General features: G+C 74.7%; 14 protein-coding genes. 7 read left to right on the top strand and 7 right to left on the bottom strand.

The genetic code is table 11. From position 1 onward, the window contains the following. Positions 1–542: 542 nt before the first annotated feature. Together AB0A74_RS25530 and AB0A74_RS25525 are read right to left on the bottom strand one after the other, a co-directional pair. Positions 543–1,913 carry a pyridoxal-dependent decarboxylase gene (locus AB0A74_RS25530; protein ID WP_358253178.1) on the bottom strand — a complete coding sequence of 457 codons (1,371 nt, stop codon included), beginning with the start codon at positions 1,911–1,913 and terminating at the stop codon, positions 543–545. Positions 1,914–2,002: 89 nt separating this feature from the next. Continuing rightward, complete coding sequence (locus tag AB0A74_RS25525) at positions 2,003–3,229, bottom strand: MFS transporter (RefSeq protein WP_358253176.1); 1,227 nt, start codon at positions 3,227–3,229, stop codon at positions 2,003–2,005. 92 nt (positions 3,230–3,321) lie between these two features. Here AB0A74_RS25525 and AB0A74_RS25520 point away from each other — a divergent pair, with 92 nt between their 5' ends. From AB0A74_RS25520 to AB0A74_RS25510, 3 genes are read left to right on the top strand one after another with little or no spacing between them, the layout of a single operon-like run. After that, entirely contained in the window at positions 3,322–3,801 is a 480-nt protein-coding gene (locus tag AB0A74_RS25520) for a GNAT family N-acetyltransferase (RefSeq protein ID WP_358253175.1), read from the top strand. A gap of 58 nt (positions 3,802–3,859) precedes the next feature. Next, positions 3,860–6,007 (top strand): LuxR C-terminal-related transcriptional regulator, encoded by a 2,148-nt coding sequence (locus AB0A74_RS25515; protein WP_358253173.1) that lies wholly within the window; start codon positions 3,860–3,862, stop codon positions 6,005–6,007. A 54-nt stretch (positions 6,008–6,061) separates the two neighbouring features. Beyond that, the gene (locus tag AB0A74_RS25510) at positions 6,062–6,979 is read left to right on the top strand and encodes a hypothetical protein (RefSeq protein WP_358253171.1); all 918 of its coding nucleotides are present in this window, start codon (positions 6,062–6,064) and stop codon (positions 6,977–6,979) included. Positions 6,980–6,982: 3 nt separating this feature from the next. Here AB0A74_RS25510 and AB0A74_RS25505 read toward each other — a convergent pair whose 3' ends face one another. Further along, positions 6,983–7,600, bottom strand: coding sequence for a response regulator transcription factor (locus tag AB0A74_RS25505; protein WP_358253170.1), 618 nt, complete (start codon positions 7,598–7,600; stop codon positions 6,983–6,985). Next, on the bottom strand, positions 7,597–8,727 hold the full coding sequence (locus AB0A74_RS25500) for a sensor histidine kinase (protein ID WP_358253169.1): 1,131 nt from the start codon (positions 8,725–8,727) through the stop codon (positions 7,597–7,599). The genes AB0A74_RS25505 and AB0A74_RS25500 overlap by 4 nt, the downstream gene beginning before the upstream one ends. 141 nt (positions 8,728–8,868) lie before the next feature. On the opposite strand from AB0A74_RS25500, the gene AB0A74_RS25495 reads away from it, so the two are divergent. Beyond that, positions 8,869–9,366: a PH domain-containing protein gene (locus AB0A74_RS25495; RefSeq protein WP_358253167.1), complete on the top strand. Its 498-nt coding sequence runs from the start codon at positions 8,869–8,871 to the stop codon at positions 9,364–9,366. Then, on the top strand, positions 9,363–10,901 hold the full coding sequence (locus tag AB0A74_RS25490) for a PH domain-containing protein (RefSeq protein ID WP_358253165.1): 1,539 nt from the start codon (positions 9,363–9,365) through the stop codon (positions 10,899–10,901). Before AB0A74_RS25495 ends, AB0A74_RS25490 begins: the two co-directional genes overlap by 4 nt. Here the strand turns inward: AB0A74_RS25490 and AB0A74_RS25485 are convergent. Further along, positions 10,874–11,149: a hypothetical protein gene (locus AB0A74_RS25485; RefSeq protein ID WP_358253163.1), complete on the bottom strand. Its 276-nt coding sequence runs from the start codon at positions 11,147–11,149 to the stop codon at positions 10,874–10,876. The genes AB0A74_RS25490 and AB0A74_RS25485 overlap by 28 nt on opposite strands. 167 nt (positions 11,150–11,316) lie before the next feature. Between AB0A74_RS25485 and AB0A74_RS25480 the strand changes: the two genes are divergently transcribed. After that, positions 11,317–12,738, top strand: a complete 1,422-nt coding sequence (locus tag AB0A74_RS25480; RefSeq protein WP_358253162.1) for a S1 family peptidase — start codon at positions 11,317–11,319, stop codon at positions 12,736–12,738. A 79-nt stretch (positions 12,739–12,817) separates the two neighbouring features. Beyond that, the gene (locus AB0A74_RS25475; RefSeq protein ID WP_358253160.1) at positions 12,818–13,792 is read left to right on the top strand and encodes a LysR family transcriptional regulator; all 975 of its coding nucleotides are present in this window, start codon (positions 12,818–12,820) and stop codon (positions 13,790–13,792) included. A 79-nt stretch (positions 13,793–13,871) separates the two neighbouring features. Here the strand turns inward: AB0A74_RS25475 and AB0A74_RS25470 are convergent, their stop codons facing one another. Together AB0A74_RS25470 and AB0A74_RS25465 are read right to left on the bottom strand one after the other, a co-directional pair. Continuing rightward, positions 13,872–16,130 (bottom strand): ABC transporter permease, encoded by a 2,259-nt coding sequence (locus AB0A74_RS25470; RefSeq protein ID WP_358253159.1) that lies wholly within the window; start codon positions 16,128–16,130, stop codon positions 13,872–13,874. Continuing rightward, positions 16,127–16,813, bottom strand: a complete 687-nt coding sequence (locus AB0A74_RS25465) for an ABC transporter ATP-binding protein (protein ID WP_358253157.1) — start codon at positions 16,811–16,813, stop codon at positions 16,127–16,129. The genes AB0A74_RS25470 and AB0A74_RS25465 overlap by 4 nt, the downstream gene beginning before the upstream one ends. Between the last annotated feature and the right edge of the window lie 145 nt (positions 16,814–16,958).

Genomic DNA, 16,958 nt, shown 5'->3' with positions numbered 1-16,958 from the left:
TTTTCGACCAACCCCGGGAAAATGTGGTTGGCTTTGCCGGGTCATGCGGAGATGACACAAGCAAGAAGCCCCCGCTTTGGCAGTTGTGTCATCTTCGGTGGCTCGCCCGCCGGCGAGGCTCTTTTACGCTTTAGACTTGACGCTTCGCTACTCAAATCCACGCTTCGCGGGTCCTAGCAGGACGCGCTCCGCGCTAACCGAGGATGAACGCGCTTCGCGCTTGAGAGCGCTTCGCGCACGCGCGAAGCGCTCCAAAGCTTAAAAGCGGCCGGGAGGCCTCCAGTGGGGGGGAAGGTCCTGCGTGTTCCCCACCGCATGACCTGGCGGAGCCGACCACACTTTTCGGGGGTCGGTCGAAAAACTTTTGCTCGTTCCTCGCAAAACTTTTTGGCCCGACCCCCGAAAAGTGTGGTAGCCCTTCGGACAGGTCATACGGTGGGGAACACGAAGGCCCCTTGTGGCTGGGAGCCCAAACCAAAAGCACGCCGCTGCGCGGCGAAACGCCGCGGTGCGGCGTGAAGTGCCGCTGTGCGGGTTGAGGTTTAGTTTGTGAGTGCCTTGACGATTGCGGCGTGGACGCGGTCCGTGTCGTTGTCTGTCGTGCGCCAGTTGCTGAATGCCGCTCGTAGTGCGGGCTGCCCGGCATACACCGTCGGGGTCAGGAACGTCTCGCCCGAACCGTTCACCCGCTCCAACACCTCACCCGCCTCCGCCCCCTCCACCGCGAAACACACGACGTTCAGCCGCACCGGGGCCAGCAACCGCACCCCGTCCGTCCCGTCAAGCAACGCCCCCAGTCGCCGGGCCTGCGCCACGCACCGCTCCACCACCTCACGATGCCCCTCACGCCCATACGCGGCCAGTGCGAACCACGCCGCCAGCGCCCGCAACCGGCGGGAGTTCTGCGGAGTCAGGTGCACGAAGTCCGGGTCCTCGGTCGGCAGGCCGAGGTAAGCGGCAGCGTTCTGGAACACCCTCACCTGCAGGTCGCGTCGTCGCGTGAACTGCACCGCCGAGTCGTACGGCACGTTGAGCCACTTGTGCAGGTCCACGCACACCGAGTCGGCCTCCGCCAACCCGTCCACCAAGTGCGCGTGCTCCCCACTCAGCGCGGCGAACCCGCCGAACGCGGCATCGACGTGCAGCCAGAACGGGTACCGCTGCCGAAGCCCCACCAGCGCCCGCAGGTCGTCGAAATCGACCGTGTTGACCGTCCCCGCGTTGGCCACCACGATCACCGGCCCCGAGATCGACCCCAGCACCTCCTCCAACGCCCCCACATCGACGGCCTCCCGCCCGGCCAACGTCGGCACGAGCCGGACGCAACCCCTCCCCAGGCCGAGCATCGACAGCGCCTTGAACACGCTCGAATGCGGCGAACCGGACAACACGGCCACCTCGCCCAGGGCCGCGACCCCCTGCTCCGCCACCGAAACCCCGCGCTGCTCACCCAGCCACTCCCGCGCGATCGCGAGGCCCACGAAGTTCGACATCGTGGCGCCGCTGACGAAAGCGCCGGTGTGACCGTCCACTCCGAACAACTCAGCCAGCCACCGCACGGTCTCCCGCTCCAGCTCGGTCGCCGCCTCCGCCCCACTCCGCGACGCCGGGTTCTGGTCGAACGCGCTGGCCAGCCAGTCGCCCGCCACGGCCGCCGGTGTCGCGCCACCGGTGACGAAACCCAGGTAGCGCGGGCCGGCGGAGGCCGCGAACCCGTCCGCCCACCGCTCGCCGAACTCCGCCAGCGCCCCCGCGAAACCACCGCCGGCCACCGGCAGCGCACGAGGATCGGCCGTCACCGCCGGGCTCACCGGGCGTTCACCCAGCCCGGCCAGCACCTCCGCCGCGTACCGGCGGGTGGTGTCGAGCACGTCCGGCAGGGCGGCGAGGTCGGCGGCCAGCACGGGGTCCACGGGGTCACTCCAAGGGGCTCGGGGAACGCGTGCCGACCCTCGCACGCGCCCGGAACCGCTGTCGCGGGCCACTTCCGCGAAACTGGACTTCAGCCCGACGCCTCCACCGGCGCGCGCCGCACCAACCCGCGCACCTGCCGGCTGGACAACGACCAGCACGTGACCAACGCCAACACCACCGCCCCGGCCAGCAACGTCGTCTCCGTGCCGAACCGCGTCCCCAACGGCCCGGCCACCACCTCGCCCACCGGCAGCGCGATGAACGACCCCAGCATGTCGTAGGAGTAGACCCGGGCGAGCTTGTCCGGCGGGATGTTCTCCTGCAGCGACACGTCCCACGCCACCACGAACACCTCGCCGGACACCCCGACCACGAACATCGCCAGCAGCAACGGCAGCACGTGCGGCGCCTGCGCGAGCGTGATCAACGGGATGACCTCCAGCAGCACCACCGCCACCCCGGCGAACAACGCCCGCCGGGGCCGCCAGTGCGCCATCAGCACCCCGCCGACCAACGCGCCCATGGTCTGCGCGGCGACCACGAAACCCCATGCCGTGCGCCCGATGGACTGGTCGGCCACCGCCGGTCCGAGCACGAACAAGCCGCCCGCCAGCACCGCGTTCACGACCATGAACTGCAGCACCACCACCCACACCCAGGTGTGCTCGGTGAACTCGCGCCACCCGTCGGCCAAGTCCTTGAACGCCGACCCGGCGGCGCGCGGCGCCCGCTCGACCCGCACCGCCCGGTACGCCAGCGCCGCCGCGAGGAACACCCCCGCGTTGACCGACATCGCCCACCCCGGTCCGAACACGCCGACCAGGACGCCGCCGACCGCCGCCCCGGTGAACCGGCCGCTGTTGACGAACATCCGCGCCACCGCGTTCGCCTGCGTGAGGATCGCCGCGGGCACGGTCTGCGGGGTCAGCGCGGCGGCCGCGGGCAGCGACATCGCCGACGTCACGCCGTTGGCGATGCTGAGCACCACCAGCAGCGGCAACGTCGCGAACCCGCCCAGCACGCCCACCGCGATCACGGCCTGCGTGGTGGCGGCCAGCAGCGCGGTGCCCTGCAGGATCACCGAACGCGGCAGCCGGTCGGCCAGCATCCCGCCGAACAGCACCAGCAGCACCACGGCCAGCGACCGCGCCCCGACCACGACCCCGAGTTGCACCAGACTGCCCGTCACGTCCAGCACGGCGAACGCCAGCGCCACGGGCGCGATCGCGTTGGCCAGCTCGGCGCACCCGCGCCCCGCGACCAACCGCCGGAACACCGGCTCCCGCAACGGTGTGAACAGCCCCCCGTCTCGCACCGCCCGACCCCCTGTCGAGTTTTTCCCGCCATTGTCCCGCCGTGGAGCGGAAAATCCGGCCGGTTTGCCGAACGGACCGGTTGACTGGGGTCGTGGACGACATCGAGGTGCGTGCCGCGCGACCGCGTGAACTGGCCGCCGTCGGCGAGTTGCGGTGGCGGTGGGTGGAGGAGGTGCACGGGTCCGTGCCCGTGCCGCTGGCGGAGTTCGTGCCGCGGTTCGCGGACTGGGCGGAGGCGAACACGGCCTCGCACCGGTGTTCGGTGGCCGTGCGGGACGGCGTGGTGCTGGGGATGGCGTGGCTGGGCGTGGTGGTGCGGGTGCCGCACCCGCGGTCGTTCGACCGGGCGTCCGGGGACCTCCAGTGCGTGTACGTGCGGCCCGCCGAACGGGGGCGCGGGGTGGCCGGGCGGCTGGTCGGGGACGTGCTGGCGGCGGCCCGCGACCTGCGGCTGGAGCGGGTGACCGTGTACTCGACCGAGCGGGCGGTGCCGAGCTACGTGCGGGCCGGGTTCGCGGTGTCGCCGGTGCTGCTCCAGGTGGACCTGCGGGTGGCGCGCCCGTCCGGGTGATTTCCGCATCCGGCGTATCCCCCGCCGGCCGGTCCCCTCCTTGTCCCCGGGAGGTGCCATGACCACGAGTTCCACCGACGTGCTGAGACCCGGCGGGCCGCGGGCGGTCCGCGTGGCGGGGGCCGGCCGGTCGCGGTGGCTGGCCGAGCTGGCCGGGGCGGCGCGGCGGGAGGGCATGGCCGTCGTCCACGCGCACGCCGCCGAGGCCGACCGGTTCGTGCCGTTCGGGGTCCTGCGGCGGGCGTTGCGCGGGGTGGAGTCCGTCACCGCGCAGAACGCGTTGTTGCTGCTGGGCGCCGTGCTGCACGCGTCGCTGGACCGTGCCGCGTGCCTGTTCAACGCCGTGGAACGACATCGCGTGCACCGCACCGCCGCCGAACTGGTCGAGTCGATCGCGCGGACCCCGGGCCTGCTGATCGCGGTGGACGAGGCGCACCTGGCCGACCCGGCGACCCTGGAACTGCTGGACCACCTCTTCCGCCACCCGCCGACGGCCCACGTGGTGGTCGCGGTGGCCGACGACCACCGCCTGCGCCTGCCCGCCGACACCCACCTGGTCGAGACGGCGGGGGAGAGCCGGGTGGTGCCGAGCCCGCCGGCCGCGCCGAGCGGGCCGGGGTCGGTCGGCGAACTGGTGGCCGCGGCCGAGGCGTCCGCCCGCATCGCGCCCGCCGTGGCCGCGCACTGGCTGGACGCCGCCCTGCGCCGCACGCCCCGCGAGGACACCGCCACCCGCCGGGACCTCCTGCGTGGCCTGGTCGCCGCCACCCACGCCGCCGGTCGCCCCCACGAGCACCGCCGGGCCGTGCGCGACCTGCTCGCCCTGTGCCCGCCCGACCGGCCAGAGATCGCCCTGCGCTGCGCCCTCACCGACCGCGCACACGGCCGCCACGCCGACGCGAACGCCCTGCTCGAACGCGAGCAGCGCGACCTCATCGACCGGCGCGGCCGGCTGCTGCTGGCGATCGGCCTGGCCGCCGACCCCGCCGCCGGCCGCACCCGCGCCGACCACGTCGTGCGCGCCGCCCGCCGGCTGGGCGACCCGGCCCTGCTGGTGGCGGCGCTCGCGGTCCGGCTGGGCAAACCCGTCGACCGCCGCACGCCCCACCTCCTGGAGGAGGCCGTCGCGCTGGCCGCCGGCACCGACTGCCCGCCGGAGGCCCTGCTGTGGCTGGGCCGCGCCCTCACCGCGCTGGAACGCCCCGCCGACGCCCTGCGCCACCTCGACCGCGCCGTCCGCGCGGCCCGCGACGAGGACCGCGGCGACGTCCTGGGCGACCTCGCCCAAGCGCGCGGCGAGGCGTTGGAGCGCCTGGGTCGCCTCGCCGCCGCCGCCGAGTGCTACCGCGACGCCGCCGAGACCCACCGGACGACCGGCGCGACCGACGCCCTCGCCCTGGCCGGCCTCGCGCGGATCGCCGTGTGGCGGGGCGAGGTCGCCGAAGGGCTGCGGCTGGCCGAGCAGGCGGTCGCGGCGAGCCCGGACTTCCCGGCGCACCACGCGCTGGGCCTGGCCGCCCTGCACTCCAACGACCCCGGCCGGTGCGTGGAGCACCTCCTCGACGCGGGCGGCAGCCTCGACCTGCCGCTGGTGGACCCGCTCGCGACGGTCGAGTGGTGCGCCCTGCTGGCCCTGGCCGACAGCGCCCGCAACCGCACCGCCGACGCCGTCCGCTGGGCGGAGTACGCCCGGTCGCTGGTCGCGGAGTTCCCCGGCCGCCTGCGGCACGGCTTCGCCCGGCTCGCCCAGGCCGCCGCCCTGCGCCACACCGACCCCGTCGAGGCCGCGACCGCCGCCGCCCAGGCCGCCGACCTGCTGGAGAAGGCGCACCACCCGGTGCAGGCCGGCCGGGCGAGGGTCATCGCCGCCGCGCTGTTCCGCCAGGCCGACCGGCCCGAGCGCGAGCGCCGCGAGTGGGACCAGGCCCGCGCCCTGCTGGACGCCTGCGAACCGGGCCTGTTCGACCGCGCCGGCACGACCTGGGCGGGCACGGTCCCCGACCACGGCCTCACCGAGCGCGAGCACAAGGTCCTGACCGTCCTCGCGCAGGGCCTGACCGCCGAGGCCATCGCCCGCCGCATGGACATCTCACCCCGGACCGTCCACCGCCACCTCCAGAACGTCTACCGCAAGCTCGGCACCACCGACCGGCTCTCCACGGTGCTGCGCGCCCAGTCGATGGGCCTGCTGGTGGAGGCGTGCTGACCGGGGGCCTTTCGGCCCATCCGCCTGCTCCGTCCGGCGGCGCACACTGCCGGGATGAGCGCATCACCCGGACGCATCCTGGTCGTGGCCGCGCTGCTCGTGGCCCTCTCCCCGGCGGTCGCGACCGCCGAGCAGGCGGAGGAGGTCATCGTGCTGCCCGGCGCCACCTCGGCGGAGGGCATCGCCACCGGCAGGGGCACGACCTTCTACGCCGGCGACCTGTTCGCGGGCGACATCTACCGGGGCGACCTGCGGGCCGGCACCGCGGAGCTGTTCATCGACGTGCCGAACGGCTCCCGGATGGCCGTGGGCATGACGGTGGAGGAGGCGCGTCACCTCCTGTTCGTCGCCGGCGGGTTCCAGGGCAACGCGCACGTCTACGACCTGGACACGGGCGACACGGTCGCCACCTACCAGTTCGCCGCCCCCGGCACGTCGCTGGTCAACGACGTGGCCGTCACCCACCGGGGCGCGTGGTTCACCGACACCTTCCACCCCAGGCTCTACTTCGTGCCGTTCACCCCGACCGGCCTGGGTCCGCACGAGACCCTGGCGCTGTCCGGCCCGGCCGCCGACACCGGTGGCCAGTTCAACAACAACGGCATCGCCGCCACCCCGGACGGCCGCACCCTGATCGTGGCCCACACCACCAACGGCGTCCTGAACACCGTTGACCCGAAGACCGGCGCGAGCGCCACGATCGCCGGTGTCAGCGTGCCCTCCGCGGATGGCATCCTCCTGCGATCGGGCCGGCTGTGGGCCGTGCTGAACTTCCTGAACACCGTGGTCGAGATCGACCTGAGCCCCGACCTGAGCACCGGCGAGGTCGTCAAGACGACGACCAGCCCCCACTTCCGGGTCCCCGCGACCATCGCCAAGCACGGCAACCGCCTGGCCGTCGTCAACGCCAAGTTCGACACCGGCTTCCCGCCCGCCGCCGACCGGTACGAGGTGGTGGTCTTCGACCGCTGACCCCTACGACAGCAACCCGCGCTCGACGGCGGCCATGACGGCGGCCGTGCGGTCGGACACGTCGAGCTTCTTGAACGACCGCAGCAGGTGCGTCTTCACCGTGGCCTCCGCGATGAACAGCTCGCGGCCGATCTCCGCGTTGCTCAACCCCCGCGCGACCAGCGCCAACACCTCGCGCTCCCGGCCGGACAACGCCTGGGGCCGGGGTGTCCGCGCGCGGAACAGCACCTGCGCCACCGAAGGCGACAGGACCGTCTCGCCGCGCGCCGCCGCCTGGATCGCCGCCACCAGCTCCACCCGCGAAGCGCCCTTCAACAGGTAGCCGGCGGCCCCCGCCTCGACCGCGCGCAGGATGTCCGCGTCGCTCTCGTACGTCGTCAGCACCACGACCCGCGTGCCCGGCACCTCCGCCACGATCCGCGCGGTCGCCTCGACGCCGTCCACGCCCGGCATGCGCAGGTCCATCAGGACCACGTCCGGCTTCGCCCGCACGGCCAGCGCCACGGCCTCCGCGCCGGACGCGGCCCGGCCCACGACCTCGACGTCCGCCGCCTCCAGCATCGCCGACAGGCCCTCGCGGACCACCGGGTGGTCGTCGGCCAGCAGGACCGTGGTGGTCATCGCGCGCTCCCCGCCGGCACGGTGGCCGTGATCATCGTGCCCTCGCCCGGGGCCGTGGTGACGGTGAGGCCGCCGCCGACCTCCTCGACCCGGGACCGCATCCCGGCCAGGCCGAACCCGCCCGTCGCGGCGTCGGGGTCGAACCCGCGCCCGTCGTCCACGACCGCCAGCTCGACCTCGCCCTCCCCGAACACCAGGGTCAGCCCGACGCGGGTCGCGCCGGCGTGCTTGCGGGCGTTGGCCATCGCCTCCTGCGCCACCCGCAGCAGCACGACCCGCGTGGCCATCGGCAGCGGCACCTCCGCGCCCTCCACCTCGAACTCGACGCCCGGCCCGGCGGCCTGGCGGCGCAGGGCGTCGGCCAGCGACCCGCCGCGCAGGGCCGGCGGGCTGAGGGCGGCGACGAAGTGCCGCGCCTCCGCCAAGCCGTCCTCCGCCGCTGCTCGGGCCAGCCCGAGCAGCCGGGCGCGGTCGGCGCGCGGGTCGGACTCGGCCGCGTCGATCAGGCCGACGACGCTGGTCAGGCTCTGCGCCAGGGTGTCGTGGATCTCGCGGGCCAGGCGCTCGCGTTCGGCGGCCACCCCCGCCGCGCGGGACAGGCGGGCGGCCTCCGCGCGGTTGCGGCGCAGCTCGTCGATGAGCGCGGCGCGTTCGCGGTTCTGGCGGACGACCCTGGTGATCCACAGGCCCATCAGGGTCGAGACGGCGATGCCCAGCGCGGTGATCGGCAGCAGCCCCCGCAGCTCGGGGCCCGCGCCGAAGCGCCACCACACCACGAGCGCCGGCAGCAGGTTGCCGACCGTCGCCAGGACCAGCGCGGGTGCGGTGGGCAGGGTCATCAACAGCATCGGCACGACCGCGAACAGCGCGAACCCGCTGACCGGCTTGAGCAGCACGGCCACGGCGAACAGTCCGAACAGGACACCGGCGAACACGCCGTTGCGCCGGTCCTCCACCGCCATCGGCGGCCGGCCCGCGACCACGTACCAGACCGCACCCGCGGTCAGCGGCACGACGGCCGCGGTGTCCAGCACCAGCACGGCCGTGACCAGGTAGGACACCGCGAAGTACAGGTCCCGCAGGACCAGTCGGCGCTGCGGCGCGACGGCCGTTCCCGGTTCGGACACGCGCCCAGTCCTACCAGAGCCGGGTCGCCCGCCGGTGTCCACCGGTCGACGGACGGCCGGGTCCACCGGTCGGTCGTCCCGGGACGACCGCGCGCGGACCTAGCGTCGAACGCGTTGGCGACCAGGGGAGGCAGGAGTCCGTTGTGGACTGGGGAAGCGGGGCTCCGGCCGCCGCGGCACCGGCTGGACCGCCGGGCGATCGGGTGGTGGACGGCCGTGGGGTCGCTGTGGGCGTTGCCGCCGGTGGTGGTGTTCGGGGTGCTCGCGTTGACGATCCCGCCGACGCGGTTCCTGTTCGGACCGTTGGCGGTGGTGTCCGGTGTGGTCGGTCTGGTGTACGTGGTGGTGATGCCGCGGTGGCGGTACCGGGTGCACCGGTGGGAGGTCACCGAGGACGTGGTCTACGCGCGCAGCGGGTGGCTGTGGCAGAAGTGGAGGGTCACGCCGTTGGCGCGGGTGCAGACCGTGGACACGCTGCGCGGGCCGGTGCAACAGGCGTTCGGGTTGACCGGGGTCACGCTCACCACCGCGTCCACGGCGGGCGCGGTCACCATCAAGGGGCTGGACCGGGCGGTGGCCGAGCGGTTGGTGGACGAGTTGGCGCAGGCCGTGCGGCGGCACGGGGGTGACGCGACGTGACCGGGTGGGAGCGGCTGCACCCCAGGTTGGTGCTGGTCGGGGTGTCGTGGGTGGTCGGGCCGCTGGTCGCGGCGCTCGGGGTGGTGCTGCTGGACGGCGTGACGCCGGCGGCGGTGATCACGCTGGCGAGCCTGGTGGTGACCTCGCTGGTGGTGGCGGGCGTGGTGGTGCTGCGGTGGGCGACCACGCGGTACCGCGTCACGGCGGCCGGGGTGGAGGTCCGGTCGGGGCTGGTGTTCCGGCGGGTGCGGACGGCGGCGGTGGACCGGATCCGGGGCGTGGACGTCGTCGCGCGGCCCGTGCACCGGGTGTTGGGGTTGGCCGCGGTCGAGGTGTCGACGGGGGAGGGCCGGCTGCGGCTGGACGGCGTGACCCGGGCGCGGGCATCGGCGTTGCGGGACCGCCTGTGGCCGTCGGGGCGTGAGGAGCCACTGGCCGTGGTGGACCGCGCGTGGCTGAAGTACGGGCCGTTGACGTTCTGGTCGGTCGGCGGGGTCGGGGTGGCCCTGGGTGGTGCGTACCGGGTCGTGGACGCGTTCGGGGTCGAGCCGTACGAACTGGGGTTCGTGCGGGGCGTGTACGCCTGGTTCGCCGGTCTGCCCGGGTGGGTGGCGGTGCTCGCGTTGGTGGCCTCGGTGGTCGTGCTGGGGGCGTGCGGTTCGACGGCGTGGTTCGTGGAGACGTGGTGGGACTTCCGGCTGTCCCGGGTGGGGGAGGCGTTCCGGGTGCGGCGGGGGCTGCTGACCACGCGGTCGCTGACCGTGGACCGGGCGCGGGTGCGGGGCGTGCAGGTGACCGAGCCGCTGCTGTTGCGGCTGGTGGGCGCGGCGCGGACGAACGTGATCGCGGTGGGGGTGGGCACGGCCGAGGACCGTTCGTCGGCCGCCGGGTCGGCGCTGCTGCCGCCCGCGCCGGTGGCGTCGGCGTGGCGGGTGGCGTTGACGGTGGTGGGCGGTCCCGCGGTGGCCCTTCGGCGGCGGCCGGTGTCGGATCCGCGACGGCATATGGTGGATGCTGCGCGGCGGTACCCGGTGGATACCGCGCGGCGGCACCCGGTGGCCCTGCGGCGGCACCCGGTGGCGGCTTTGCGGCGTCGGCTGGGGCGGGTGCCGCTGGTCGTGGTGCCGCCGGTGCTCGCGGTCGGGGCCCTCGGCGTGCCGGCCCCGGTGTTCGCGTACGCGGCGGTGGCGCTGGGGGTGGTGGCGTCGGCGGCCGGTGTGTGGCTGGCTTTCGACGCTTATCGGGCGTTGGGGCACGGCGTGGACGGCGATGTCGTGGTCATGCGGTCCGGCACGTTCGCCCGGCGCACGGTGGTGCTGCGGCGGGAGGGCGTGGTCGGGTGGCAGCTGACCCGGTCACCCTTCCAACGCCGCAACGACCTGGCCACCCTGACCTTCGCCACAGCCGCCGGCGTGCACGCCTACCGCGTCCGGGACATCCCGCCCGCGGACGCGCTCACCTTGGCCCGGTGGTCCCTCCAGCCACCCGCGCTACCGGCCGTGCGCCCTCACTCGCCGGTCCGGTCCTCGACGTAGCCGGAGGTGGGCCGGTCGACCCGTCCGCCGCCCGCTTCGCGCTGCTCGATGTGCAGCGCCTGCTCCTCGGGGCCGCCGGAGTAGGCGGTGCCCGCGTCCAGGGCGACCTCGTCCGGCTCGTCGTCCACCGGCTCGCCGCCGCCGCCGGGCGTGGTCACCTGGATGGCGTCGCGCGCGTGCTCCTCCGGGCCACCGTCGGCGCGCTCGACGTCTTCCTGCTGCTCGGACCGGATCCGTTCATCACCCATGACCCCCGGCTACCCGCCCGTGACCGGCACAAACACCCGCGGCGGGCCGGCGCCGGCGGTGCTATGGGCAGCTGTGAGGTACCCGGGCGGTGGGGGCGCGCTTACGTTCCGGGGAACCGGCTGGTCCTGCGCCGTGCCGGGGTTCCCTGCGTCGTGAGGAGAGTCGCGTGTTCGGGTTGCGGTCGTCGCCTGTGGTCGTGTCGGTGGTCGGGGTCGTGGTGGCCGGGTTGGTGGGTGGCGTGCCCGCGGCGGCCGGGGAAGGGCGGATGTTGTCGGCCATCCAGCGGGATCTCGGGGTCGCCGACCCGCTCGCGCTGCTCGCCGCCGAACGGGTCGCGGCCGGGGTGGACCGGGGTGTGCGTGGGGCGTTGGGGGACGGGTTCGGCGGGAGTTGGTTCGACGCCGGGGCGCGGGTGCTCGTCGTCGGGGTCACCGACGGGCGGCTCGCGGACGAGGTGCGGGCGGCCGGTGGGGTGGCCCGGGTCGTCGAACGGTCCGAGGCGGAGCTGGACCGGGCCAAGGAGCAGCTCGACGGGGTCGCCGGCCAAGCGCCCGACGGGGTGCCCGGCTGGCACGTGGACGCCGCCGCGAACGTCGTGGTGGTCAAGCACCGGCCCGGCACGCGGGACGCCGTCGCCGCGTGGGTCGCGCGCAGCGGCGCGGACGCGCGGGCGGTGCGGCTGGTCGAGAGCACCGAGCGGGCCCGGCCGCTGATCGACGTGGTGGGCGGGAACCGGTACTGGACCAGCCAGTACGGGTGCTCGGTCGGGTTCTCCGTGGTCGGCGGGTTCATCACGGCCGGGCACTGCGGCGACGTCGGCGAGACGACCACCCAGCCCGGCGGTCGGTTCGAGGGGTCCAGCTTCCCCGTGGACGACATGGCGTTCGTGCGCACCGACGCGGGCAACACCCCGGTCGGCGCGGTCAACGACCACAACGGCGGCCGGGTCGCCGTCGCGGGCGCGGAGGAGGCGCCGGTCGGGGCGTCGATCTGCCGGTCCGGCGGCACGACCGGCTGGCACTGCGGCACCATCCGCTCCCGCAACGCGACCGTCGACTACGGGCCGTCCATCGGCAAGGTCTACCAGGCGATCGAGACCACGGCCTGCGCCGAACCCGGCGACTCCGGCGGGTCGGCCATCTCCGGCAACCAGGCCCAGGGCGTGACCTCCGGCGGTTCCGGCGACTGCAAGGGCGGCGCGGCCACGACCTACTTCCAGCCGGTGCCGGAGATCCTGCAGCGCTACGGCGTCACGCTGGTGACCTCCGACGGCGGACCGCCGCCCGGCGGCTGCGGCACCGCGAGCACCGGCACCCTGACCTCCCAGGGCACCGCGGTCGAACCGAAGTCCGGCTACTACGAAGCCGCGGCCGGCGCGCACAAGGCGTGCCTCACCGGCCCGGCGAACACCGACTTCGACCTCTACCTCCAGAAGTGGAACGGCACGGCCTGGCGCACGGTCGCGTCCGGCACCGGCCCGACGTCCACCGAGAAGGTCACCTACACGGGCACGGCCGGCCGCTACCGCTGGCAGTTGCGCTCCTACAGCGGGTCCGGCCAGTACACGCTGGAATCGGCCAAGCCGTAGCCGACCCCTTCCTCACGTGCGCGCGGCGGCGGTACGGTCGCGCCAGCCGCCGCGCCTACGTGGAGCAGGGGAGTGGCCCGTGGAGCTGGAAGTGCGGCACCTGCGCGCGCTGATCGCGATCGACGACACCGGCAGCCTCACCCGGGGCGCCCGCCTGCTGGGGATGTCCCAGCCGGCGTTGTCCGGGCTGCTCAAGCGGATCGAGCACAGCCTGGGCGGCGCGTTGTTCTTCCGCACCGAGTACGGCTGCCTGCCCACCCCGCTGGGCACCGACGTCCTGGCGCAGGCCCGCGTCGTGCTGGGCGGGATGGGCGCGATCGCCGACCGGGTCGCCGAGTGGTCGCGGCGCGGGAACCCGTCGGACCCGCTGCGGGTGGGCGGGTACTGCGGGTTCCTGCACGTCGTGGTCAGCCGGTGGTTGCGGGAGCAGCCGTGGTGCGCGGACGTGCACCTGGTGGAGGACACCGACGACCGGATCAGCGTGGAGAAGGTCGCGATCGGCGAGCTGGACCTCGCGCTGGTCTACCGGCCGCCGCTGCCCGGCACGACCACCCCGCCCGGCGTGGCCAGCGTCCTGGTGCACCCGGCCGAGCCGGTGTTCGTGGCGATGGCCCACGACCACCCGGCGGTGCGGCCGGGACCGGTGGCGCTGGCCGACGTCCTGGACCACCCGTGGGTGGACGAACCGCCCGGCACGACGCGGTGGTCGGCGTACCTGAGCCGGACCTGCCGGGAGCACGGCCTGGTGCTGCGCCAACCGCACAGCACCCACTGCCTGGCCACGATGCTGGAACTGGTGCACGCCAAGCTCGCCGTCGCCCCGGCCCTGGCCACCAGCCGCGACCGGCCGGGCAGCATCGCCGTGCGGGCACTGGAGGACCAGCCGCTGTGGCAGGAGCTGCGGCTGTACTACCGGCCGGACACGGTGGTGGCGGCGCACGTGGAGGAGATCCACGCCCGGGTCCTGGCCGCGTACGCCGCCCGCGAGGGGTGCAGCCCGGCCTTCGACGCGTGGTGGCACGACCGGGGCCGGGAACTGCTGCCCACCGGCTGACTCCCGGCTCGCTGTCGGGCTTCTGCGCGCCGGCCCGCGGGCCGGGCACTCCGAGCGGGCCGGCCGGCTTCCCGTCCGCCTACTCCGTGCGCAGTGCCGTGGCCGTCCGGGTCCGCGCGGCCCACCCGGCGGGTGGCAGCGCGCCCAGCACGGCGATCACCACCCCGCCGGCCACCAACCCCGCCAGCACCCACGGCGAGTACACGGTGAACGCCGCCGCCGGCAGGTTGGTCCCCGCCCCCCGGCCCATCGCGGGCACGATCCGGTCGTGCAGGGCCACCCCCAACGGCGCTCCCAGCCCGCCGCCCACCACACCGACCACGCCCACCGACGACACCACCAGCGCCATGGTCTGCCGCGGCGTCATGCCCAACGACTTGTGGATGCCCAGGTCCCGCACCCGGTCCCGCGTGTCGAGCAGCACCGTGTTCAGCACGCCCATCGCCGACACCGCCACCAGCATCAACGTCAGCAGCGCGGTCAGGGCGCCGATCACCACGATCGTGTCGCTCATCTGCCCCGCGTCACTGGGCCGCGCCCGCGAAGCCGACCCGAGCGCCGCGTTCAAGCCGTCCACATAGGACTGAACAGCCACACCCGCCTTCACCGCCACGAAGAACGTCCCCGCCTTCAGCCCCGGGAACGTCGCCGCGTCCGCGTACACCGCCAGACCGTCGTGCCGGGTGTCGAACAGCTCGCCCACGATCCGCACGGGGACCGCTTCCCCCTTGTGCTGCAAGGTGACCGTGTCCCCGATCCGGCTCCCGGTCGCGGTCAGGAACGCGGTCGGCACGACGGCCTCGCCGGGCCGCGAGTACCAAGTCCCGGCGATCATCGGGTGACCGCCCCAGCTCGCGTCCCCGTCGTAGGCGAACACCTGCGAGAACCCGGCCATGCCCGGCACGGTGACCTCCGTCCGCGCCAAGCCGAAGTACCGGTCCGTGCCCGCCTGCGCCGCGATGGCCGCGCCGACCACCGCCGGGTCGGGATCGACCGCGCCGGGCCGCGGCGGACCCTCCCGCCCCACGGTGACGTCGGACGTGTCGTAGTCCCGCGCCCCCTGGATCACGCCCAGCGACATCCCCAACCCCAGGGCGAACGTGACGGCGGCGGTGCCGAACACGACCGCCGCCACCATCCCGAACGCCCGCGCCGGCCGCGCGAACGGCCGGGCCAGGCCCAGCGCCAGCGGCAACGGCAGCCCGCCGAACCACCGCAGCGCCGAACGGCCCCGCGTGGCGCCCGTGCGCCCCACGGCCAGCGCGTCCACGGTCCGCAGCCGCCCGGCCCGCAGCGCGCTCACCCACGCCGTCGCGGTCACCACGCCCAGCGCGCCGACGACCACCACGACGTCGATCCACAGCGGCACGGACAGGTCCGCGTCGTAGACCTCCTCGGTCTGCCCCAGCACGGGGATCGCCAGCAGGTTGCCCGCGACCACACCCAGCGCGACACCGACGACCGCCGGCACGAGCGCCTGCCCGACGTACGCCCACACCACCTGGCCGGGCGTGCACCCCAACGCCTTGAGCACCCCGATCCGCCGCACCCCGGACCCGACCGCGCCCGCGACGACGTTGCCCACCACCAGCACCGACATCACCAGCCCGAGCACGCCGAACGCCACCAGGAACGGCACGAACAGAGCGCTTTCCCGCACGGCCTCCCGCTTCGCGGTCAACCACGACCGCGAGCCCGCGACCGCGTCCGGCGGCACCGCCGCCGTGATCGCCGAGAGAGCGCTGTCCACCTCCAGCGGCGCGGCCAGCCGGTACAGCACCTGGTGGCCCTGCGGCGCGGTGAGCACGGCCGGCGCCACCCACGCCTCGGCGGTGCGCGTGACCGACCGGGCCACGCCGACGACCTCCAGCGACGGAGAGCCGGGCAGGTCGGTGAGCGTCACCCGCCTGCCGACGAACCCCGTCATCGGGAACGAGGTCGCCACGACGATCTCGTCCGGGCCGTCCGCCCACTCGCCGTCCACCAGGGTCAGCCGGTCGACCGGCCCGCCGGGGTCGGCGCGGCCCACGACGGTCACCGGCGGCAGGTCGATCCCGTCGGCGCGCACGGCCGACGACGCGGTCGGGAACGGACCGGCGGACGCCGACGCCGTGCCCGCGGTGGCCGCCGCCTCCGCCGCCGTCGCGGTGAACTCGACGGACAGGTGCGCGCCCCGGTGGGCGGCGAACGCGTCCTCGAACGGCGCGGACGACACCACCAGCAGCGACCCGCCCAGCAGCGCCGCGGTCACCGACATCATCGCCGCCAGCCCGATGACCGCCGACTGCACGCGCCGCCGGGTGACCCCGGAGCGCATCAGGCTCAGCAGGGCGCTCACCGGGCCGTCACCTCGTCCAGCGCCACCCGGCCGTCGACCAGCCGCACGGTCCGGGCGGTGCAGCGCCGCGCCAGCTCCAGGTCGTGCGTCACCAGCACCACGGTCTGCCCGTCCGCGTTCAGCTCGACCAGCAGGTCCGCGACGTCCGCGCCGGCCGCGCTGTCCAGGGCCCCGGTCGGCTCGTCGGCCAGCAGCAGCGGCGGCCGGTTCACCAGCGCCCGCGCCACCGCCACCCGCTGCCGCTCACCGCCGGAGAGCCGGCCCGGGTGGGCGGCGGCGTGCCGCGCGATGCCCAGCCGCTCCAGCAGCCCGGTGGCGCGCCGCCGGGCGTCGGCCCGGCCGGTCCCGGCCAGCCGCGCGGGCAGGACCACGTTCTCCAGCACGGTCAGGTCGTCGAGCAGGTTGAAGAACTGGAACACCATGCCGACGCCGGTCCGCCGGTACCGGGCCGCGCCCGCCTCGCCCAGCCCGTCCACGCGCGTACCGGCCACGGTGACCGTGCCCTCGTCCGGCCGGTCCAGGCCCGCGACCAGGTTGAGCAGGGTGGACTTGCCGCTGCCCGACGGCCCGAGCACGGCCACCGCCTCGCCCTCCCGCACGGTCAGCGACACGTCCCGCAGCGCGGGTGGGCCGTTCTCGTACCCGCGGGTGACGTCGCGCAGTTCGATCAGCGGTGTGGACATCGCTCCCCTTACCCCGGAGATTTCGGTGCCGGGGACGCTAGGAGCCGGGCGGGGGCGGGCACGTCGGTCGCCGGGGGCATTTCCGGTACCGCGTCGGGAGTACTCGACACCGTGTCCTCCGCGCGATGTAGTCGAGGGTCGTACG

Origin of the sequence: Saccharothrix sp. NPDC042600, from assembly GCF_040647305.1 — a bacterium.
Classification (GTDB): Bacteria; Actinomycetota; Actinomycetes; order Mycobacteriales; family Pseudonocardiaceae; genus Actinosynnema; species Actinosynnema mutabilis.
This window is presented reverse-complemented; position numbering and strand designations above follow the sequence as displayed.